The following is a 21,166-nucleotide window of genomic DNA, read 5'->3' as shown; positions in this document are numbered from 1 at the left end:
CGTGTGGTCCTCGTTACCGTATCAGGCGCAAAACGGCAATCCTTTACCATCGACTATCAATCACGCGGATATGGGCTACGATTACGACAAGGTCGACGTCCCCGAGGCGGGACAACAGATCGAGGTCACGGAAGACAAGACGCTCGACGTCCCCGAGAAGCCGATCATCCCCATCATCCACGGGGACGGTATCGGGACGGACGTCGGCCCGGCCGCCCAGAAGGTGCTGGAGGCCGCCGCGCAGGCGACCGGTCGCGACATCGCCTGGATGCGCGTCTACGCCGGGTCGTCCGCTCGCGACATGTACGGCGAGAACCTGCCCGACGACACCGTCGAGGCCATCAAGGAGTTCAACGTCGCCATCAAGGGGCCGCTGACGACGCCCGTCGGCGCCGGCTTCCGCTCGCTGAACGTCGCCCTGCGAAAGACCCTGGACCTGTACGCGAACGTCCGGCCGACATACCACATCGACGGCGTCCCCTCCCCGGTCAAGGAACCCGAGCAGATGGACATGGTCACGTTCCGGGAGAACACCGAGGACGTCTACGCCGGCATCGAGTGGGAGGCCGGCACCGACGAGGTCGAGCAGGTCAAGGACTTCGTCGAGGACGAGATGGGCTTCGACAGCACCATCCACGACGGCCCCGTCGGCATCGGCGTCAAGCCGATCACCGAGTTCGGCACCAAGCGCCTCGTCCGCGAGGCCATCGACTACGCCATCGAGAACGACCGCGACTCGGTCACCCTGGTCCACAAGGGCAACATCATGAAGTTCACCGAGGGCGCCTTCCGCGACTGGGGCTACGAGGTCGCCGAGGAGGAGTACGGCGAGGACGTCCTCACCGAGGACGAGCTCTGGGAGGAGTACGACGGCGAACAGCCCGAGGGCACGCTGGTCGTCAACGACCGCATCGCCGACAACATGCTCCAACAGCTCCTGACCCGTACCGGCGAGTACGACGTCATCGCGACGATGAACTTAAACGGCGACTACATGTCCGACGCCGCCGGCGCCCAGATCGGTGGCCTCGGCATCGCCCCCGGCGCGAACTTCGGCGAGGCCCGCTGTCTCGCAGAGCCGGTCCACGGCTCCGCGCCGAAGTACGCCGGCGAGGACAAGGTCAACCCGACCGCGATGATCCTCTCCGGCCGCCTGATGCTCGAGTACATGGGCTGGAAGGACGCCGGCCAGCTGGTCCGCGATGCCGTCGAGGAGACCATCTCCTCGGGCCAGGTCACCTACGACCTGGAGCGCCAGATCGAGGGCGGCACGAAGCTCGCCACCAGCGAGTTCGCCGACAAGGTCGTCGAGAACGTCGAGCGACTCTCGTAGAGAGTCGCTCGTGCTCTGACGGCGAAGCCGTCAGAACATAGAGAAGCTGGCCTGAGGCCAGTGCTCTGATCTTCGCGGTGCCAACCGTCGAGGCGGTCCCGTAGCGACCACCTGACGCTGCCGTAGCGCCAGACCGGCGCGCACTCGCGCAAGCGAATGCTGCCGCCGACGTGGCAGCAGGTCTCCTTTCCCGACGCGGCTACCTATCCCGGACGAACAGTGGCAGTCGCTGGCCAGTGCGGTCCCCGACGGTGGACGGTTCGTCGGTCCAGGCGGGCCGGTCGACCGACGCGGTCCCGACGTCGGTCACACGGGTCTCTCGCCGCACCTCGACCGGTCGACCGTTGTATATCGCCGAGTAGGTGACGTGGGCGACCACGACGACCCCGTCGTACCGGACGTGCATCTGGAGTCTGAGGTCGGACGGATCGCTGAGGACGATCGGGACGACGAAGTACTCGCGGTTGTCGAACCCGCTGCCGGCAAGCAGGACGCCGCCGTCGGGCGTCCGTCGCGTCGGTGCGACGTTCACCCCCGCGAGGTCCCCTTTCAGGTGGTGCCGCTCGGTCAGGTCCGTTATCGGGGCGTCGCTCTCGGTGCTCCACTGGCGGACGTCACGCTCGCCGTCGGCCTCCTGGTTCCAGTAGCGCGTGACGACGTACGTCCCGTTGCTCCAGAACTTGACCGCCGCCCGCTCCTGCCCGCCACCGGCCGTGTCCCGTTCCTGGTAGAACCGCCCCTGGTAGGCCCCGGGGCCGGGTTCGACCGTCCGCGTCTCGTTGGTCCGGCGCAGCACCGTTCCGTCTTCCGCCCGTATCTCCTGGACCGTGGTCAGTGTGTAGCTCGTCGTCGCCAGCGACCGGACGTGTGCGTCGACCACCTCCGCCGCGACGACGCCGTCGCTGGTGACGCCCGGCGGGTACCCCTGGCCGTCGGTGGGCACCGGTGCCGGCGTCACCGTCGCTCGGTCGTCCGAGGAGACGACGCCGCCACAGCCGGCAAGTGCGACGGCGAGCGCGAGGACCACGGCGTACCGGCCCATTGGTCGTTCCAAGGGAGCCAGTCACAAACCGTTTTCGCGGGCTCACGGCAGCCAGGGCGCCGTCTGTGGACCCGCGGGGACGTCGCGCCAGTGTTCCTTTCCACGCCGAATCCACCTGACGGTCCGGAACGCCGCCGGTCAGGAGAAGCCGGTGTACTCGTCGCCCGGTGTGCTGTTCTCGACCCACGGCGGCTTCGCGACCGGTGTCGTGCCGACCGCCGTCACCCGCATCGTCCGCTCGACGCGGACCCGCTCCCCGTTGTGGGTCGCGTCGTAGGTGACACGGGCCGCGCGCACGACGCCGTCGTGGCGGACCCGCATCGCCAGCGAGAGGTTGCGCGGCTCGGCGACGACAAGCGGGACGATGAGCAGGGTCCTGTCGCGCACGCCGCTGCCGGCGAGCAGGACGCCACCGTCGGGCGTGCGCCGCACCGGAGCGACGTCGACGCCGGCCAGGAACCCCTCGAGGTGTTGTCGGTCAGTCAGGTCCGTGATCGAGGGGTCACGCTGTCCAGGCCACCGCCGGACCTCCGGTTCCCGGTAGGGATTTGCCGTCGTGTACCGCGTGACCAGCAGGGACTGGTTACCCCAGAACTCGATAGTCGACCCGCCCCCGTCCTCGTACAGGTTCGTCTCGAGATAGAAGTGGCCGCGATACGACTCGGCGCCCCGCGAGACGCGCCGAGTCTGGTTGATGCGGAGGAGCGGCTGTCCGTCGGGTGTCCGGACTCGCTGGCGCGTGGTCAGCGTGTAGTTGGTCGTCGAGAGCCCCCGGGCGTGTGCGTCGGCGAGCGTCGCGGCGTCGACGTGCCCGTCGGTGACGCCGGGCGGATACCGCACCGCGTCCGTCGGCACTGGCGCGGGTGTCACCGTCTCCGGTGGCTCCGAGGAGACGACGCCGCCACAGCCGGCAAGCACGACGGCGAGTGCGACCAGGAGCGTGGCCCGGCCCATTCGTCTATCTGGGGCTTCGAGGGACAAACCGCTTTCGCGGGGTGGCCGTTCCCCGCACCGTCGGTTCACTCAGCCTGCCAGTCCACGTCGACCCGCGGCGGGCTGAACACGTCGATGCCGGTCACCGGCTCGTCGGTCCGGTTCTCCGCGCGGTGGGGTTCCCCGCTCGACACGACGTAGGAGTCGCCCGGGCCGATGACGTACTCATCGCCGTCGGCGACGAAGGTGAACGTGCCACGGACGACGAAACCGACCTGTTCGTGGTCGTGGCTGTGCTCCGGGACGACCGCGCCCGACTCGAAGTGGAAGTGCTGGACGCTCATCCGTTCGCCGGCAGCCATCTGTGTCAGGTGGACGCCGTCGACGACTTCGACTGTCTCGTTTGCCGCCTGTGGGACCTCTTCCATGCCCGCCCCGACACCGCCGGCGACCCTAAGCGTTGGGTAGTGTTAACTTGAGATATTCAGGTTGTGAACAGCCAGAAAGCCCCGGCTGGCTCCAGTCGGGGGTGGTTCGAAAGACCTCCGGTCTGTCGTCATCACGAGAGAGCTTCGCTCTCTCGAACGACCTCCCTGCGCTCCTCACTACGTTGCGGTGCTTGCTTCGGCCGCCTTCCCGGAGCCAGCCACCGGGAGAGCAGAGCTCTCCCGAGCAATCGGCGCGAAGCGCCGATAACGCCCCTTTCAGTCCCGCCCAACGCTGGATGGTCAGCCGGCATGGGTGGGACTGAAAGGGGCCGTGCTATCGGCGAACCCCGACGATGCAAGCACCTACTGGAGCGCAGCGAGTCGCGGGAGCCGATAGCACGGGGGCTTTCTGGCTCTGCAGGTTGACCACCGCCAAGCGTTGGGTCGGTGGATTCACTACGCTCGCGCCCCGACGCACGGCCATGTACGCGGTGGTCGGCTGTAGCGAGTGCAGCGCCCTCTGGGTCGTCGAGGGGCGGCCGGAGACGACCCGATGTCCCCGGTGTGGGACGCGCAAGCAGCACGCGAAGCGGCGAAAGTTCGTCGAGACGGACGACGAAGCCCACGCCCGCGAGGTCCGGGCCTCGATGCTGGCCAACCGGCAGGGCGAGGGCGACGCGTTCGCCCAGCTGGATTCCTACGCCGACTTGGACCGTCAGGTCGAGTCGTCGGGAATCGACGACGAGACGTACCTCGAGTCCTCGGGCATCGACAGCGAGGCCGTCGCCGCCGCCGGCGAGCGCGCCGAAGGGGGCGCACGAAGCGGGTCGAGCCGCAAGGAGACGGTCCGTGCGGCGCTCCGTGACCTCGACGACCCGACCGAAGACGCCGTGGTCGCCTACGCCAGCGAGCGCGACGTCCCGGCCGATTACACCCGCACCGCACTCGAGAAGCTCCGCCGGGCTGGTGAGGTCACCGAGTCGGGCGGGACCTACCGCCTGCTATGACCCGCCGGCTCGACGTCGAACCCGGGCCCGCCGTCGTCGGCGCCCTCGTCGGACTCGCCGGCCTGCTGTATCTCGTCACGCCGGTCGTCCGGCCGAATCCGATACCCGTCGGCGATGTCGCGGTCAGCACGGTGGCCCTCTCGGCGGCGGTCCTCACCGCAGGGTTCACGCTCGGCGCCGTCGTCTTCGCCCGCCGTGGGCACCGGCTGTTCGCGCTCGCCCACGCCGTCTTCGCGGTGGCGTGGGCGCTGCTGGTGGTCGGGCCGCTCGTCGGCAGCGGCGGCGTCCTGCTGGCGGGCGTCGTCGTGCTCGTCGCCGGCGTCGGCTTCCTGGTGAGCCAGCGGCGGTGAGACGCGGGCCGGTCAGAGCAGACCGAACGTCGTCGCCAGACCGACCAGCGCCGCGAGCGTCGTCGCGAGCAGCTTCAGGTGGTGGAGGAGCCGATGGGCGCGCGATACCGTCGTCTCGGCGTCGGGGATGTTCAGGGACATGGTGGTGGTGCGCCCGCGGGGATGGCCCGTCGGACGCACGGCAAGGTACCGGACGGCGAGGGATAAACCGGCGCCAGCCACGGACCGGAACTGAAAGTGGTCCCGTGGGTGTCAGCGCCCCAGTTCAGCGTGGGCCGACGAGAGGTGCCGCGAGGAGAGCGCCGCGAGCAGGGAGAGTTCGCCGGCCAGCACACCGGCGGCGATGACCTCGGCGACTGCGTCGGCGTTGCTCCCTGGCGGGTCGCCCCCGCCGGCGTAGCCCAGCACGTCCAGCGCCTCGGACTGGGTTGGCAGGCCCGTGCCGCCGCCGACCGACCCGACCTCGAGCGAGGCGAGCGTGACGGAAGCGTAGAGCCCCTCTTCCCGGGCGTCGACGGTGGTGATGGTGTTGCTCCCCTCGACGACCTGGGCGGCGTCCTGGCCGAGTGCGAGGAAGGCGGCGGCGACGACGTTGGCGGCGTGGGCGTTGAACCCCAGCGCGCCGGCCTTCGCCGAGCCCACCAGGTTCTTGCGGGTATTGGCCTCGACGATGGCCGCCGTCGTCGTGTCGAGGCGCTCCTCGACCTGCTCGTGGGGGATCAGCACGTCGGCGGCGACGGTCCGGCCCCGGCCCTCGACGGCGTTGATGGCCGCGGGCTTCTTGTCCGAACAGAGGTTGCCCGAGAGCGCCACGAGGTCGGCGGGCGTCTCATCCTCGATGACGTCACAGGCTGCCTCCGTGGCGATCGTGGCCATGTTCATCCCCATCGCGTCCTTGGTGTCGTAGGAGAACCGGAGGAAGACGTTGTCGCCGACGACGTAGGGCGTCACGTCCTGCAGTTCGCCGTGGTTCGTCGTCGACTCGGCGGCCTCGGCCAGGTCGTCGACGTGCTCGCGGACCCAGGCCGACACTTCGCCGGCCTCGGCGACGTCCTCGACGCGGAACACGGGCGCGCGGGTCATCCCGGACTTGAGGACGCGGGCGGTCGCGCCGCCGGCGTTCCGGATGGTCGCGACGCCGCGGTTGACCGAGGCGACCAGCGCACCCTCCGTGGTCGCCAGCGGGAGGTGATGGTCGCCGGATGCGGCCCCGCCGTCGACGGGCAGCGGGCCGACGACGCCCATCGGGATCTGGGCGGCCCCCACCATGTTCTCGATGTTCGGTTCGGCGTCGGCGGCGTCGAATGCGTACGCGCCGACCGTCTCGAGGTCGGCCCCGGTCTCCTCGGCCAGCAGGTGCCGGCGGGCGGCGGCGGCCGTCCCGGCGTCGGCGTGCTCCTCGAGCTCGTACAGTCGCAACTCGCCCTCGCGGACCCGCTCGGCGAGCGCGACGGCGTCGGCATCGGTCATACAGGCCGGTAGCGGGGGAGGCCCCTAACAGTTGCTCTCTGTCCCGCGTCAGAACGGCAACTGCGAGCGCAGGAAGTGATACCCTGTCTTCAGTCGGTTCGGGTTCCGGATACGTGCCATCTCTTCGTCGGTCAGTTCGAAGTCGAAGACGGCGAGGTTCTCCGCGAGGTGCTCGCGGCTGGACGCTTTCGGGATGGTGGCCACGCCCTCCTGCTGGACGAGCCACCGGAGCGCGACCTGTGCCGGCGACTTGTCGTAGCGGTTGCCGATGGTCACGAGCACGGGGTCGTCGAGGACGCCGCCGCGGGCCAGCGGGCTGTAGGCGGTCAGCAGGACGTCGTGGATCTGACAGTAGGTCAGGAGTTTGCGCTGGTCCCAGTAGGGGTGGTACTGCACCTGGTCGGTGAGGATGGGCGCGCTCGAGGTCTCGCGGGCCCGCCGGAGCATCGGTCGCGGGAAGTTGCTGACGCCGACGTGCCTGACGAGGCCGTCGTCGACGAGGTCGTTCATCGCGCCCAGCGTCTCCGACAGCGAGGCAACGAGCGGCACGTTCGGCTGGTGGATGAGTAGCAGGTCCAGGTAGTCGGTGCCGAGGCGCTCGAGGCTCTTTCGGGTCGAGCGGCGAACGCGCTCCGCGGTGCGGTTCCGGGCGTCGAGTTTCGTCACGAGGAAGAGGTCGTCGCGGTCGACGGCGGCGTCATCGATGCCGCGACCGACCTGTCGCTCGTTGCCGTAGGCCTGTGCGGTGTCGACGTGGCGATACCCCATCTCGAGTGCCGTCGCGACCGTCTCCCGGCACGCCCGCCCGGTCAGCTGCCAGGTTCCCAGTCCGAGCGCGGGGACCGAGGCGCCCCGGACCTGAATCTCCTCCATGGGCCATCCAGGGGTGCGACGGACAAAACGCCGATGGTCGGGGCGGCTACTCGTCTCGCAGGTGGGCGACCAGCTCGCCCGCCTCGGCCGCGACGATCTCCTCGACGCCGAGCGCCGCGGCCTCCTGGTCGCCGGGCAGGCAGAACACGGGCGTCGACTTCGCGACGCCGGCGGTCGTCCGCACCGCGACGATGCCGGTCCCGATGTGCTCGAACAGGAGCGTGCGAAACGCCTCGCCAAAGCCCGGCAGCGCCTTCTCCAGCAGGGGGTGGACCGCCTCGATGGCCACCTCGTCGCTCCGGATGCCGGTCCCGCCCGCCGTGACCACGACGTCGACGTCGTCGCGGCCGACGAGCGTGTCGACGGACTGTTGCACGCCGTCGAAGTCACCCCGCAGGCGCTCGCGGGCGGTGACCGCGTGGCCGGCCCGTTCGAGCGCCGCGACGATCTTCTCACCCGTGGGGTCACGCTCGTCGCCGGCGGTCCCGATGGTGACGACCGCCGCGTCGACGCTCGCTGACTGAGGCCGGGCCGACGCGCCCTGCTGTGGTTGCGCCGACTTGCTCCCCACCGGGCCCGACTGCGCTGGCTCGCCCGCGTTCGACGCTCGGTCCTGCTGGGCGGGTCGCTCTTCCGGTTCCGTGTCGTCCTCGGCCGTCGAGACGAGCGGGTCGGCGCCCCGTTCGGTCGCCGCCGTCGCTTCTCCTGCCACCTCGGCCGGCGTCTCTCGGGACTGTTCGGCCGCCGTCTCGTCGTCCCCGTCGGACTGCTCGGTCTCTGTCGCGTCGGCCGCTGTTTCGTTCGATTGCTCGGTCCCCGCTTCGTCGGCCGTGTCCTGCTCGTCGTCGGTCGGGTCGCCCGATTCGTCGGCGTCCGGGGCCGTATCGTCGCTCTCGTCCGTCGATTCCTCGGCCACGTCCGCCTCCTCGTCGTCATCGTCGTCGCGCCCGCCGAGTCCCCGGCGCGTGTCGCGAGACTGGAAATCGACCATATCGGTCAGACGGCAGGGCCGGGTAAATATCTCCGGATGGGGGGCGAACCTGTCGGCATCGTCGCCTGAATCTCCCTCCGTGGGCTCGAAGCGGTCCGGTGCGTGACTCGATGGCCGCTGTACCAGGACTCATTAGGATGGCGACACGACGGTCGCCATGGAAGTCCGTGAAGTCGACAGTTTCGCGATATCGATCCCGCTCGAGGAACCGGTGGCGTTCGCGACCCGCGTCGTGGAAGAACGCGACCACGCTATCGTCCGCATCCGCACCGAGGACGGCCTCGAGGGCGTCGGCTACACGCTCGGGTACGGCGGCGCCGGTCTCGTCGCCGACGCAGTGGCTGAACTGCTCGCCCCGATGGTCGAGGGAGAGGACCCACGCGACACGACGCGGCTCTGGCGGGAGATGTTCGACGGGACCGTCCAGATCGGCCGCAAAGGCGTCCTGCTGCGGGCGATATCGATCGTCGACACCGCGCTCTGGGACCTCAAGGCCAAAGCCGCGGGGATGCCCCTCTACAAACTGCTCGGCGGGAGCAACGAGCGGATTCCCGCCTACGCCAGCGGCGGCTACTACCGCGACGAGAAGGGGCTGGACGGTCTCCGGGACGAGATGGAGCGGTACGTCGAGCGCGGCCACGACGCGGTGAAGATGAAAGTCGGGCGCGAACCGATCGACCGCGAGGTCGAACGCGTCGCGGCCGTCCGCGACGCCATCGGTCCCCACCGCACGCTCCTGATGGACGCCAACGGCAAGTGGGACACCAAACAGGAGGCCGTGCGGGCCTGTCGGGCCTTCGCCGAGTACGACCCCTACTGGATCGAGGAGCCAGTGATGCCCGACAGCGTCGAACTCATGGCCGAAGTCAACGACGCCCTCTCCTATCCCGTGGTCGCGGGCGAACTGGAGTTCTCCCGGTACGGCTTCGCCGAGCTCCTCCGTGAGGGCGCCATCGAGATCGTCCAGCCGGACGTCTCCGTGGTGGGCGGGGTCACCGAGTGGCTCCGGGTCGCCAACACCGCCGCGAGCCACGACGTCCCGGTGGCCCCCCACTACAACTGGGACCTGCACGTGCAGTTGCTCGGCGCGATCGAGAACGGGCTCTGGGCGGAGTACTTCTACCGCGACTCGGATGTAAAGGCGTTCGACGACGTGCTCGAACACCCGCTGGAACCCGAGGACGGCGACCTCCCAATCCCCGACCGGCCGGGCCACGGCGTGACCTTCGACGAGACCGCACTGGAGTCGTACCGGCTCGACCGCTGACGTCCGGCGGCGGTCGTGCATGCGGATAAACTGCCCCCATCCCACGTCACTCACGCTAGAATCGCCTTTCTTTCTGACGTGGGCATACGGCGCGCTCTGCGCGCCGTTTCACCGGACGCGAACGCAGTGAGCGTCCGGCCGTTTTTCCCCACGTTTTTACAAGGAGCCCTCTCCGCAGCGAGCCGGAGGCTCGCGAGGAAGGGCGACGCCGTAAAAAGTGGTAGTGGGACCGCCGGAGACTCGCTGCGCTCGTCTTCGTGCTCCCATTTTCGCTCCGCGAAAAGTGGGACCGCCGAGATGAACCAACCGGATTCGAAGATGTGAATCCGGGAAAGGTGGTAGCGACTCAGAGTCATACACATCATTCGAGGTAATTCCGCCTCGATTCCATCCGCTTGAGCAGGTCTGGTTGGTCGTAGTGGGTGCGAATGACCTCCGGTGTGGCATTCACCCGTTCGGACAGAACCTCAGGTGGCCACCCTTCGTCACGATGATGTGTAATCGAGCCCGTCCGAACCCGATGTGGGGACCGTGCTGAAGGACACCGCGACTCGTAACCGTGCTCGCGGGCTTCACACTCATCTGGATCGCGGTCGTGGGGACAGAGTCCGTACCGGCAGGGTTGGGTAATGATATTGAACCGTGAACGGATGGCTCCCTTCGACATCCTGCCAGATCCCTTCCGACTGGAGAAGAGAGGTTTCCGACCAAATTCGTCCTCTACCTCGGGACGAGATACTTCGATGTACTCTTGCAGTAATTCGCCAACCTCGTTGGATAGCCCTACTGGTCGCTCACCTTCTCTCTGGTTCTTGAGTGGTGTATCAGTATCTGGCCGGTGGCGAAAGTAGACGAAAGGAATCTCAACGGCTTCTAAATCTTCGGGGTCAAGATCGTCTTGGTGTGCGAGTCGTTCGAGGTCGTCGTCGACGAGGTAACAGTCGCGAAGGTCGAGAGAGCGGAGAGCACCAAGCCGAGCCCCAGTATGCCATGCAAGAGCGAACAGCGTGTGATCTCTACTCGCAAATTCGTAACGTCGGAGATTACCGAGAATTGTGCTGGCTCGCTGGGCCGATAGTTTTTCTTCATTAGCTCGTTCAGCCTTCGAGAGTGTCGGCACGTCTACCTTCGCTGGCAGCTCTGGCGGGACGGCTTCTACGTCGGCACAGAACTCCAGGAACAGTTTGATTGTGCCCAACTGGTTATTCAGCGCACTCTTACTCAGACCATCAGCCTTACGCGATGAATTATACCGAAACACATCACGTCCGGAGAGGTCATTGAGATTGTTGATATTCTCTTTTTCTAGCCATTCGATAAATTTCCGAACCCGATAAAAATAGCTCTGGACCGTTTCATCCGACTTTTCAGCACGTTGCCCGTCGATCCACATTTCTAGAGCTTGACGGGGATCAAGCGGATCGAGATTTTTCGGATTCATCTACCGTCAAAGATTCGACCCGGCCACATAAACGTTTTCACGAATTCGTGAACACAAAATAGAGTAGATGAATTAGTAGCCATATTTTAGCGAATGGATTTTTACACAGCGACTTCGAAACCACAAAACATGGATGACGACGAACAGCCGGATTGGCTGACGGAGATGGACGAAGAAATATTGGAAATTCTGTCCACAGGGCTTACTCTCGGTCCGACGGCTATCGCTCAAAATATAGATCGGTCGCGAGAGGGTGTGTCCAACCGCCTGAACTCCCTACAGGCAGGTGGGTTAGTAGAGAAGGTAGACCGAGGAAAATACAAGTTGACAGATGAGGGACTAAGAATCCACTTGGGGTGGGATTCAATCAAAACCTATGGTCAGACTGTGGCGGAAAGAATTGGTCAAGTCCGAGAAAGGGCAAAGAAAGAGCGACTAATTCAGCAAGATCTTGGCGTCTCAAAAATAGAATACGAGAGACAAGTGATTGAGGAGCACGAACGACTAAAAGAGCTAAAACCGGATGATGAAGATATACTCTCCGAAGCGATTGAAAACGTTGAGACGAGATTACGCGAGGAGAAACAGAATGACTCTTGAGGGATTTAGACTCAATCAGCCGGATAAAATGGAGGCTCCGTGCCAGTAGTAATTGTCGTAGGCGGTTGTAATTAGTCTTGATTCAGTCCTATTCTAAATCGTCTAAATCAATTGGGGCAAGAGCACGTTCTTTTTTTAATAGATATATCGGATTAGTGAATGGTAAGTAGCTCCCCTTTCCACGATACTGCTCGCTATATCTGAGTTTAAATGCTTCATGAGCTATTGTATTGTAATCTGCCCAACCCAGCAGTAAGCCGATAGCCGAATCAAAGCGATTTATACTTTCGCGAAAATCTATCCCCTGTAAGATACAGAACGCAAAATAATCTATATGTCTGCCCCTCAGTACCAATTTATCAGTGTCTTCAGGTCTGCCATACTCCATTTCATAAGTTCTAAATCGTGTTATATCAATTGAAGACTTTACATCAATATTTTTATCATTAATTTTGAAATCTGAATCACCATATTCCGGTTTGCTGTTTTTATGTGATTCCTCATGCAGATACTCCCATTTGTTATCGACCGCAAAATCACGGAGAAAAGCTCGGAAAGTGTATTCACCTAAGTTCCCGATAAGCTTTCTTTTTATTTGTTTAGCTTCTGGATCTTTGTTGGATGGACGATCTTGTGCTTGTGCTAGCGCTTGATTTTTCGCATCGTTGAATTCGTCTTCTGTATAGCGATACCAATAAACCACTGTCAAACACTCTATGTGATATTTGATTGTTAAGTAAAAAAGACTACTTCTACAACACTGAGTATAGCGAGAAATCAGAAATCAGATTCATTTTGTGTTACAGATATCCAGATATATTGCGTTATTAGGGTAGATGGAACCGGCTTTTCAAATAGTATTTCCCTGCACGACTATCGACCCACACCATCTTCTAATCATGAAATACCAGACGGTTTCAAGTTCTTACGATCTATAATGCGAGCTATTGATGCAACGACGTAACTTGCTTACCACTCTTTCTGCCAGTGCGGTTTCTGTACTGGCGGGCTGCCCTGGAGTACTCTCAGAAGAAAGTACGACTCCCACTTCCGAGCCCACCTCCGCCCACTTCGACGCCTAAACCACAGCCAAAGGTTAGTTGGTCAGAGGACTGGGTGAGCGGAACGAAGTACCGCGTAACCGCCAACGTCCAACTCAATGGAGCCGAAGAGGTGCTGGTCAAGCAGGGAACTACCTCAGGTGACACTATAGCTACGATTGCCTCAAGTGGGAACCACACGATTGCTGGACCAAACACGAGCAAGGGACCGATTGAGATGGGGCGGGTACTCTTTCTCGTCCGGCCGACGGAATCGGAACTTGAAGGATTGAACACGAGTGAGACCGTCGGAAACCACTCTGTCGGAAGCCAAGAACAACCGACGTTTCCCGTCCATCTAAGTGGCCTTCATGGGAGCACCGACCCGAACCTCGAAACGAGCGGGTCTATCTCCAGAACCTTCGAACAGAAGACCGATACTGGCCCAACAGCGCTCTCGCTGGAGGTTCCCGAAGTCCTGTATCAGTACTACAAGAGCCGGGACAGGACCCGCGAATACGGCGCGTACGTTTCAGACACGTACGACGACCAGTACATCAAGGGGATTGTGAACGAGTTCGAGCGTTTCGGCAAGGAGCGGGGACTGAACGACGCTGGGATTATCAATCAGATGATGACCTTCGTTCAAAATCTAAAATATACGAGCGACAAGGTCTCCGCCGGGTATAACGAGTATCCAAAGTACCCGATTGAGACGCTGGTGGATCGAGAAGGTGACTGTGAGGATAGCTGTATTCTTTTGGCGTCGATGCTTGAGCAGTTTGGATACGGATCTACGCTCCTAGTCTTCCGTGACAAGCAGCACATGGCGCTCGGTATTGCTGGTGGTGAAAACATCCCAGGGACGTCCTTCCAGAACGACGGACAGCAGTACTACTACGTCGAGACGACAGCGAAAGGCTGGGGAATTGGAGAACTGCCTCCCGAGATGGAAGGCGGCACTCCCGAGTTCCGACCGATACATGATAGCGGCGTGCTGGTGTTCTCCTACGCCGTTGACACTCCTGCTTCAGGTGGTGCAGCCGTCGAAGTTACGATGCAGAACGTAGGTGATGGGACGGGTACGGCTCAAGCAAAAGTCGGATTCGAGAACGCGAACGAGAATCTGGTCGCATCAGCCCAGAGCCAAGCCAAGCAACTCGAACCACAAGCGGAGTACACTACTACTCTTAATATCCTGCCACCGGATGATCAGCAGCTACGCGCGAAGGTTCAGGTGATTATGGATGGTACTGTCCAAGATACGATAACGAGCAAGTGGAAGAGTCCACAGGCTTAGAAGTCAATTCTGCAGACACAACCTTCCCTAAGTGAGTACACTGTGACAGATATAATGGATTATGAGCGAATATAGTACCAAACTAGAATCAACAGTTAGTCAAACTACGGTGGACAGTGGATACCGGACGCTCACTTCTTCATTGAACAGAAAGCAATCTCGCTCTTCCTGATAGGAACTCCTCTATCATTCTTTTTCCCCTCTCTTCAACCAGAGCCTCAACGTTCGCGATGTTGGAGTATTTGTCGAATTCACTCGACTCTATGCCTGTGAAATTCTCTATTTCGGATTTAAGCCATGGATCCGAAATTTGATTTAGACTCTTGGCACTTTTTGAAGTATTCTCTCTCTCCGGGATTTCTGCGAGATTTGCAATGTGATTTTCATATCGCTGCAAGTCTTCATCAGCTGAACTCTCAAATTCTTTGCTCGGTATTATATGATCAATTGACATTCTGCCCGCATCCGTTGGCCGTTTCTCTGTCAACACATAATAATATCGAAGAAGAAGCTTCACACGACTGCTTGGATTTTTATTATTTAATTGATCTTGTCCCTCGATGTGGCCATCTTCAACCAAATCCTGAAGAAGACTTTTCCAGTCTTCTGAATCTACAGGAGAAAATAGAGAACTATCTTCGGTGAGGTTCTTGAGATTATTTGCCGTTCTTGTATCACTTGAGCCACTCCAAAGCCTTGTAACATACTCATAGATCATACGATCAAATAGCACGGCACCCTTATTTTCGAGTTTGATAATTTGCTGAAGTGCTGGACGTTGGCTTACCCAGAATTTCCCAGTATTTCAGCATACAGAGTAAGTAGTTAACAGCAACTGCCTCAGAAGTCATCCGAACTAATGGATCACCCCATGCCTTCCAGAAACTAACTATACTGTGCCCAGAAATATACGATTCAATATGATTTAATTGCTGCTCAAGTTCCGTAGATCCCCAGTTAATATTTTCATTTTTGGCTAAGGCCTCGAAATCATCTTTAGAAATGCCATTGAGATAATACCCACTCATCAACTTGAATCCAATTCGAACTTTCCGCTCAAAACTATATCCCTCCTCGGGGAATAGAGTTGGAACTTCTAATCGACTATACAGCGTTGCAGGACGATCCCATCGAACAGCTTCTTGACGTGAGACCTCCATCTCTTTTTGATACAATCGTTCAATGTCTTCAAGAATCTCGTCACTGGGATTTTCAATATCTATGTTGTACGCAGGTTTGGCAGACAAAATTTCAACAGCAGTTAAATCAGTTCCTTCACTGTTGATGATCTCAAATATTTTCTTTTCGTCATTTGCGGTAGCGTCCCTCACTTCCATATATCCTATCTTTCTGTTGCTGAGTGTTGTATCAAGATCGTCTAAGGCTGAAAACACCCTATTTATTTGATCCCAATTACGATCAATCTCTTTTCTTATTGTCTCTTCTTTGGAATTCTCGTTGTTTCCGGGAGTCTTACCGGCCATCAGCCAGTCGTATAGATCGTCCTGGGAGAAATCACTCATATCCGGTGTCGTTCGGCCGCCTGAACGGTACTCTATCCAATCAAGCAGCTGTTCGGTATCTACGAAACGGTATCCAGAAGGAGGGTCTACTATATAATCTAAGTTTGATATTTCATCTCTGAAATCGAAAGGTTTCGTAATTCCACTGGCCTTCTTTCTTTTAGGATGTACCGTTAGAATTATATCTAACAAACTGATAAGATTCTCATCTTCTCCTTGGTGTGAAGAGTCAGCGTAAGACACCGAATCGGTCTCCTCATCATCATCCGGTAGATCTTCATCAATTTCTTCATCCTCGTCGTCTACATCTTCTTCAAATTCACCAAAGTACTGATCAACATATTTCCAATATTGTTCTCTCAGATCGTCCTCGGAGACGCCCAGATTAAAACCAATGGCAGATCTTGCCCAGTCATAGACTCTTTCTGGATTCCTCATTTCATCTAGAGCAAAGCGTCTCTGCCTACCATCAAGGAGATATTTTTTATCCGCATCTTTTGAGAGAACGATGACTCCAAGGGGGTATCCTTTAAAAACACTTAGGCAAAGTTTGAAATTATCTTTATCCGTCCAAGTTAATTTCCTCTGGAATCTTGGCAACTCAATTTGGCTATCATCTACAAATGAGTTAATCGACTCAGTATTAAGATCGTAACCGGGCATAGCAATTCGATATGATGACTGTTATAAAAAAATTACCCTTATTGATAAATCTTATATAATATCCAATACATCGCCATTTAATGGCCTGAGTCTTAATTGTGGTCAGTGGCAATTTGAGATTCTTAATCATTTTAATTTCTCGTGGCCCCTACTTAATTCACTATTTGGGATATCCCAATATGCATATGCTCCAATATAATTCACAACACATCGAAATTTGGCATCCTGAGGTAGTATTGAACGGACCTGCGGTCTTTCCACATCCGAAATTGCCCGCTCTATAGCGGCGTTGAGATCGTCAGTGTCATCCCACTGCCGACGAGCAAGTCTTTCTCGTATCTCTCGCTCACTAACCGCCTGAACAGAGTCGAGCGAACACCACCGAACAGACTCCCGAACGTCCGGGTCTTGCAGGTGGTCATTCGGGTCAATCCCCTCAGCGATCGATTTCGAGCAGGACCAGAAACGACGATTCGTTGCCCAATACAACGCAAGCTTCCACGTCGCCGCTTTGTCTGCATAGGTTTCCCGGTTGTCTTCGGACTCAGCGAAAGTCTCCGTGGCGTCGAGCAGGGAGCCGAACGTCGCGCTCAGGTACTTGCCAAGGTACGCGCCAGCTGTCGATTCCAGATCTTGGCCGTCGTCACCGAACTCTATCAATTCGTGCGACCGGGTTCGCTCGCGGACCCAAGCTTCATCGTGGTTATGGTCACCGAACCGGTACCAGTCAACGAAACCTTCGTCGTCTTGGAACTCAGGGTCAAGGTCGTCTAGGTCATCACGATAGATTAGCGGATACACGTCGACGATCTCGCCTTGTCCGTAGTCGGCCCACTTCTTCGCCAGCTCCGGTTTGTCGCAAAGCCACGGGAGACCATCCTTGTCTCGGGTAGGAACGTCGAAGAACAAAACGTGCAAGTGCGGGTATCCCTTTTCAGTGAACTCCAGCGCCTTGATGTAGTCCGGGCGGTCACGTGGTCGCCCGGTCACGTCGTTGTCGAGGTCGGGACGCCAGCCGGGAACGTCGGCGCAACGAGTGTCCGATTTCGTCGAGGGGTCTGAGTCGAAATACGACAACAGTCGGTTGAAATTGTCGTTTATTGAGTCTATGCCATCAAGCAAGGAATCCTGACGATTCGGGTCGGTCGTCAGCGTCACCAGAACAGCGTTATCCGCGTTCTGGTAACCGTATTCGAGTGCATCATTAAACCGAGCGAACTGTTTGGAGACGCGCCCTGAGTCATTAAACCGAGTTTTGTAGTCCTTCGTCATCCGCCGAGTGGTCTCACCGCCACGTCGATCGACGAAGTGAACGTCGAACAGTAGCTTGTAGTCCTTGATGCGATTGAGGTAGGATGTAAAACCGTCTTTCAGCAGCTCACGGAGGTCATCATCCACAGAATCTACACGAGAGAGGTAGTTACGGAGAAACTCGCGATCGTAGGTGACACCCTCGTTTTGACGTGTTTGACTAATGCCTTCTGTAATCAAGTCAAGAAGCCGGAGGGTCGGAGTCACGAATAGGACCCCTGAAGACCGCGATTTCCGCACATAGGGGCCTTCTGGTTCAACGAGATCTTCGATGAACCGATAGACGAACTGGTAATCTGGGTCGGACCCTTCGACACGTTGGCAGTTCTCAGGAGACACCCCTTTGACAGCGTAGGAGACAACGTGAGACAACGGCGTTCCCTCTGGATGACCCGCTATGAACTTTGCAACCCGTACACGCTCTTCGTCACGTTCGGTCAACGAGCCATCTATGAGCTGACCGTAGCCGAGTAAGTCGCGCTCCTCCAGGAGGTCCGCTAAGACGGGAGTGTTACATCTGTCGGCAAGGTCAAGACCGCCCAGATGTCCTGGTGGGTCGACACGGCTGCGCATCAGTGCGACCCCCCACAGGCAGGAACCGCGTTTGTCGGACAGGTGAACGCGGTAACGATTCCCCTCCCCCTTCGGGGTCGGGGGAGACGCTCAGGCTTCCGGGTCGCCCCGCAAGGGGGCGCTTCCGGCTGGTCGAGCCGGTGCGGACCGCGATTGGCGCTCGCGGTCCGGTCCGGGCTGCTCGCTCCGCTGTGCTGCCGGGCAAACCTGTTCTCCCGCTCCTTCGCTTTCGGTGGTTTGTGAAGACTGGCCGAAACAAATGGAAAACACACCGATGCGCCAGCCCCCGTGAAGGGGGCTGTCGCGAGGTCGACGAGGAGAGAAAGAACCGATTCCCATTCAGGAAGGGTGGCTCGGTGGGTGGGTTGGCGATACCAGTTATCGGAAAGACTGTGAGGGGAAAATCTGGTATTTAAAGAACGATTTATTTTCTCGAATCGGCAAGAGGTAAACTGACCGCTCGCATAGCTAAACTGTCGCAGTGAGCATCTGTGAAAACGTTGAGTGGGACCGCCGAGATTCGAACTCAGGTCCGACGCACCCCATGCGCCGAGGATACCGCTACCCCACGGTCCCGCATTTCGGCAGAAGGTTGTCCCCGACTTATGGGTGTCGTTTCGCCGCCGCCGCGGGCACGTCACCGACGCGGGGGAGGCGGACCTCGAACACCGACCCGCGGGGAACGTTGTCGGTGAGTTCGACGGTGCCGTCGTAGCGGTCGACCAGCGCCCGGACGATGTAGAGGCCGAACCCGGTCCCGTCGCTGGCCGGCCCCTTCTGACCGCGGCCGAAGACGATGTCCTTCTTCGCGTCGGGGACGCCGGGGCCGTTGTCGGTAACGAGTGCCGTCACCCACTCGTCGGCCGTCTCGACGGCGACGGAGACCTCGGGCGTGTCGGCGTCGTTGTGGCGGATGGCGTTGGTGAGCAGGTTCTCGAAGACCTCCGCGAGCATGGGGTCGGCGTCGACGACGACGTCGGGGCAGGGGTCGGACAGCGAGACGTCGGCCTCGGGGAAGCTGGTCTCGACGGTGTTGGTGACGGTCCGGAGCAGCTCTCGGAGGGCGACTCGCTCGAGCGGTTGGTGGCGTTGCAGGGTCCCGTTGAGTCGGTTCACCCGACCCACGAGGTCGGCGATGGCTTCGCCGCGCTGGCGGATGGCCTCGACGTGGTCGCGATTGTCGTCGGTCGTCTCGAGCAGGTCCGCCCGCGCGAGGACGACGTGGATGCCGTTGAGGACGTTGTGCCGGAGGACCTGGTTGAGAAACGAGAGCGTCTCGCGCTGGTCCTCAAGTTCCTGTTCGTAGGTCACCCGGTCGGTGACGTCACGGAGCGCCGAGAGGTGGTGGCCGGGGTAGACGTCGCTCGTCGCCGCGAACTCGACGATGCGTCTGGTCCCGTCGGCCCGGACGAGCGGGAACTGGCCGCGGCCGGCCTTCTCCTGGCGGAACGCGGACCACGCCGTGTCGAAATCGAAGTCGGTGGCGGCGAAGTCCTTGATGGACAGCCCGACGAGGTCAGTCCGGTCGACGCCGAACAGCGTCGCGGCGGCGGGGTTGGCGTCGACGTAGGTGCCGCTGTCGTCGGCGACGACGAGGGCGTCGTGGGTCCCCTCGAAGACGGCCCGGAACTTGCCGGCGGTCTCCTCGAGACGGCGACGCTGCTGGTGGTCGCGTGACTCGAAGTAGCCCACCAGGAGACCGCCGACGGCGCCGGCGATGCCGGTGTTGACCGCGACGAACGGCCCCTCCGAGAGCGGCTGGCCCAGCACGGCGACGTGTGCCACGGTGCCCACGCCGATGCCGAGGCCGACGGCCGCGCACGCGAAGGTCCACCGGGAGATGCGGGCGAGGTCCGACGCCGGGACCTCCTGCCGGTAGAGCCACGGGCCAGCGGCGACCAGGAGGGCCGCGAGTGCCGCCGGTGCGAGGATGCCCATGGCCATCGTGAGGAGCGTCTGCGTGTGCCTGAAAACGTGGACGAGCGGGAACAGCGACAGGAAGAGGCCAAAGAGGCTCACTCGCGCGGCCATCTCTCGACGTCGGTCGCCGCCTCGTGTGCCAGCCATTCCCAGGTCTACGCCCGATTTGCCGGCAGTCGCTATATGTTCGTCGATGGACTCGCTAGACGAGCACCCGTTCGAGTGACACGACGACGCCCGCGTCGGCATTGGGGTCGCCCGCGAGCGTCCCCAGACAGACGGCGGCCCCGTCCGGGGTGTAACAGGCAACCAGCGCGTCGCGCTCGGGCGCACGCTCGCCGACCTGTGCGGGCGCGACGTCGAGGACGCCCGGGGCGTAGACCGGTGCGCCGTTCGCGACCTCGCGGGCGGCGCTCGGGGCGATGGTCACCCGGGGGAGGTGGACCAGCGCCCGTTCGGCTGGCTGGACGACCTCGCGCAGGGGCGCGTCGTCGCCCTCCTCGGCGAACGCCAGCGCGTCGATCAGGTCGTGCATCGTCGCCAGGTCGCCGTCGTCGAAGGTCCCGGTCGCGGTGCGCCGGAGGTCACCCATGTGGGCGCCGGTCCCCAGCGCCAGGCCGAGGTCGTGACACAGCTTCCGGACGTAGGTGCCAGACTCACAGCGGATCCGGAGGAGCGCCCGGCGCTCGTCGCGTTCCAGAACCTCGAGCGCGTGGATGTGGCGGCTGCGCAACCGGCGCTTGACGGCGCTCTTCCGGGGCGGTTTCTGATAGATCTCGGTCTCGAACTCGGCGACGACGTCGTCGAAATCCGCGGGGGCCGTCTCGTGGAGCTCGAGGACGGCGACGTACTCCTTGTCGGCGTCGTCGAAGACCCGGGCCATCCGGGCGGCGTCGCCCAGCAGGGCGGGGAGACAGCCCGTGACCTTCGGGTCGAGGGTGCCCCCGTGGGCCACACGGTCCTGGCCAGTGGCGTCGCGGACCCACCCGGCGACCTGGTGGGCGGAGGGGCCGGGGGGCTTGTCGAGGTTGACGACGCCGAACGCGAGCAGGTCGTCGGGCGAACGGTCGTCCGGTGGGCCACGGAGCGGGGGCGACATCG

At 60.9% G+C, this 21,166-nt stretch carries 20 protein-coding genes and 1 tRNA gene; 6 read left to right on the top strand and 15 right to left on the bottom strand.

Going from position 1 to position 21,166, the window contains the following annotated elements; genetic code table 11:
• Positions 1-70 precede the first annotated feature (70 nt).
• Positions 71-1,333 (top strand): isocitrate dehydrogenase (NADP(+)), encoded by a 1,263-nt coding sequence (gene icd, locus P1N55_RS07445; protein ID WP_276278295.1) that lies wholly within the window; start codon positions 71-73, stop codon positions 1,331-1,333.
• A 199-nt stretch (positions 1,334-1,532) separates the two neighbouring features.
• On the opposite strand, the gene P1N55_RS07440 is transcribed toward icd, so the two are convergent.
• The 3 genes from P1N55_RS07440 to P1N55_RS07430 all read right to left on the bottom strand — a co-directional run bounded on the left by P1N55_RS07440 (position 1,533) and on the right by P1N55_RS07430 (position 3,736).
• On the bottom strand, positions 1,533-2,375 hold the full coding sequence (locus P1N55_RS07440) for a hypothetical protein (RefSeq protein WP_276278294.1): 843 nt from the start codon (positions 2,373-2,375) through the stop codon (positions 1,533-1,535).
• A 138-nt stretch (positions 2,376-2,513) separates the two neighbouring features.
• Positions 2,514-3,329, bottom strand: a complete 816-nt coding sequence (locus P1N55_RS07435) for a hypothetical protein (protein ID WP_276278293.1) — start codon at positions 3,327-3,329, stop codon at positions 2,514-2,516.
• A gap of 65 nt (positions 3,330-3,394) precedes the next feature.
• Positions 3,395-3,736: a cupin domain-containing protein gene (locus P1N55_RS07430; protein ID WP_276278292.1), complete on the bottom strand. Its 342-nt coding sequence runs from the start codon at positions 3,734-3,736 to the stop codon at positions 3,395-3,397.
• Between the two features lie 482 nt (positions 3,737-4,218).
• On the opposite strand from P1N55_RS07430, the gene P1N55_RS07425 reads away from it, so the two are divergent.
• Both P1N55_RS07425 and P1N55_RS07420 read left to right on the top strand, forming a co-directional pair.
• Positions 4,219-4,743: a DUF5817 domain-containing protein gene (locus tag P1N55_RS07425; RefSeq protein WP_276278291.1), complete on the top strand. Its 525-nt coding sequence runs from the start codon at positions 4,219-4,221 to the stop codon at positions 4,741-4,743.
• Positions 4,740-5,093 (top strand): hypothetical protein, encoded by a 354-nt coding sequence (locus tag P1N55_RS07420; RefSeq protein WP_276278290.1) that lies wholly within the window; start codon positions 4,740-4,742, stop codon positions 5,091-5,093. Before P1N55_RS07425 ends, P1N55_RS07420 begins: the two co-directional genes overlap by 4 nt.
• A 12-nt stretch (positions 5,094-5,105) precedes the next feature.
• Here P1N55_RS07420 and P1N55_RS07415 read toward each other — a convergent pair whose 3' ends face one another.
• The 4 genes from P1N55_RS07415 to P1N55_RS07400 form a co-directional block, all read right to left on the bottom strand.
• A complete protein-coding gene (locus P1N55_RS07415) occupies positions 5,106-5,234 on the bottom strand; it encodes a hypothetical protein (protein WP_276278289.1) in 129 nt (42 codons plus the stop codon).
• Positions 5,235-5,345: 111 nt separating this feature from the next.
• The gene (gene hmgA / locus P1N55_RS07410) at positions 5,346-6,563 is read right to left on the bottom strand and encodes a hydroxymethylglutaryl-CoA reductase (NADPH) (RefSeq protein WP_276278288.1); all 1,218 of its coding nucleotides are present in this window, start codon (positions 6,561-6,563) and stop codon (positions 5,346-5,348) included.
• Between the two features lie 48 nt (positions 6,564-6,611).
• A complete protein-coding gene (locus tag P1N55_RS07405; protein ID WP_276278287.1) occupies positions 6,612-7,436 on the bottom strand; it encodes an aldo/keto reductase in 825 nt (274 codons plus the stop codon).
• Positions 7,437-7,482: 46 nt separating this feature from the next.
• Entirely contained in the window at positions 7,483-8,427 is a 945-nt protein-coding gene (locus P1N55_RS07400; protein ID WP_276278286.1) for a MogA/MoaB family molybdenum cofactor biosynthesis protein, read from the bottom strand.
• Between the two features lie 157 nt (positions 8,428-8,584).
• On the opposite strand from P1N55_RS07400, the gene P1N55_RS07395 reads away from it, so the two are divergent.
• Positions 8,585-9,694, top strand: coding sequence for a mandelate racemase/muconate lactonizing enzyme family protein (locus tag P1N55_RS07395; protein ID WP_276278285.1), 1,110 nt, complete (start codon positions 8,585-8,587; stop codon positions 9,692-9,694).
• A gap of 361 nt (positions 9,695-10,055) precedes the next feature.
• Here the strand turns inward: P1N55_RS07395 and P1N55_RS07390 are convergent, their stop codons facing one another.
• Positions 10,056-11,135, bottom strand: a complete 1,080-nt coding sequence (locus tag P1N55_RS07390) for a tyrosine-type recombinase/integrase (protein WP_276278284.1) — start codon at positions 11,133-11,135, stop codon at positions 10,056-10,058.
• A 129-nt stretch (positions 11,136-11,264) separates the two neighbouring features.
• On the opposite strand from P1N55_RS07390, the gene P1N55_RS07385 reads away from it, so the two are divergent.
• Entirely contained in the window at positions 11,265-11,735 is a 471-nt protein-coding gene (locus P1N55_RS07385; protein ID WP_276278283.1) for a helix-turn-helix domain-containing protein, read from the top strand.
• Positions 11,736-11,823: 88 nt separating this feature from the next.
• Here the strand turns inward: P1N55_RS07385 and P1N55_RS07380 are convergent, their stop codons facing one another.
• A complete protein-coding gene (locus P1N55_RS07380) occupies positions 11,824-12,444 on the bottom strand; it encodes a hypothetical protein (RefSeq protein WP_276278282.1) in 621 nt (206 codons plus the stop codon).
• A gap of 407 nt (positions 12,445-12,851) precedes the next feature.
• Between P1N55_RS07380 and P1N55_RS07375 the strand changes: the two genes are divergently transcribed.
• Complete coding sequence (locus tag P1N55_RS07375) at positions 12,852-14,075, top strand: copper amine oxidase (RefSeq protein WP_276278281.1); 1,224 nt, start codon at positions 12,852-12,854, stop codon at positions 14,073-14,075.
• Positions 14,076-14,214: 139 nt separating this feature from the next.
• On the opposite strand, the gene P1N55_RS07370 is transcribed toward P1N55_RS07375, so the two are convergent.
• The 6 genes from P1N55_RS07370 to P1N55_RS07345 all read right to left on the bottom strand — a co-directional run bounded on the left by P1N55_RS07370 (position 14,215) and on the right by P1N55_RS07345 (position 21,164).
• Complete coding sequence (locus tag P1N55_RS07370; RefSeq protein WP_276278280.1) at positions 14,215-14,793, bottom strand: DUF1524 domain-containing protein; 579 nt, start codon at positions 14,791-14,793, stop codon at positions 14,215-14,217.
• Between the two features lie 22 nt (positions 14,794-14,815).
• Positions 14,816-16,261, bottom strand: a complete 1,446-nt coding sequence (locus P1N55_RS07365) for a DUF262 domain-containing protein (RefSeq protein WP_276278279.1) — start codon at positions 16,259-16,261, stop codon at positions 14,816-14,818.
• Positions 16,262-16,387: 126 nt separating this feature from the next.
• Positions 16,388-18,145 carry a hypothetical protein gene (locus P1N55_RS07360; RefSeq protein ID WP_276278278.1) on the bottom strand — a complete coding sequence of 586 codons (1,758 nt, stop codon included), beginning with the start codon at positions 18,143-18,145 and terminating at the stop codon, positions 16,388-16,390.
• Positions 18,146-18,650: 505 nt separating this feature from the next.
• Positions 18,651-18,721 (bottom strand) — tRNA-Pro (locus P1N55_RS07355).
• A gap of 27 nt (positions 18,722-18,748) precedes the next feature.
• Positions 18,749-20,212, bottom strand: coding sequence for a sensor histidine kinase (locus P1N55_RS07350; RefSeq protein WP_276278277.1), 1,464 nt, complete (start codon positions 20,210-20,212; stop codon positions 18,749-18,751).
• 55 nt (positions 20,213-20,267) lie between these two features.
• A complete protein-coding gene (locus P1N55_RS07345) occupies positions 20,268-21,164 on the bottom strand; it encodes an RNA-guided pseudouridylation complex pseudouridine synthase subunit Cbf5 (protein ID WP_276278276.1) in 897 nt (298 codons plus the stop codon).
• Between the last annotated feature and the right edge of the window lie 2 nt (positions 21,165-21,166).

Origin of the sequence: Haloarcula regularis, from assembly GCF_029338315.1 — an archaeon.
In the GTDB taxonomy this organism is placed as follows: Archaea; Halobacteriota; Halobacteria; order Halobacteriales; family Haloarculaceae; genus Haloarcula; species Haloarcula regularis.
The sequence above is the reverse complement of the archived record's forward strand: the minus strand, read 5'-3'. Positions and strand labels throughout refer to the sequence as shown.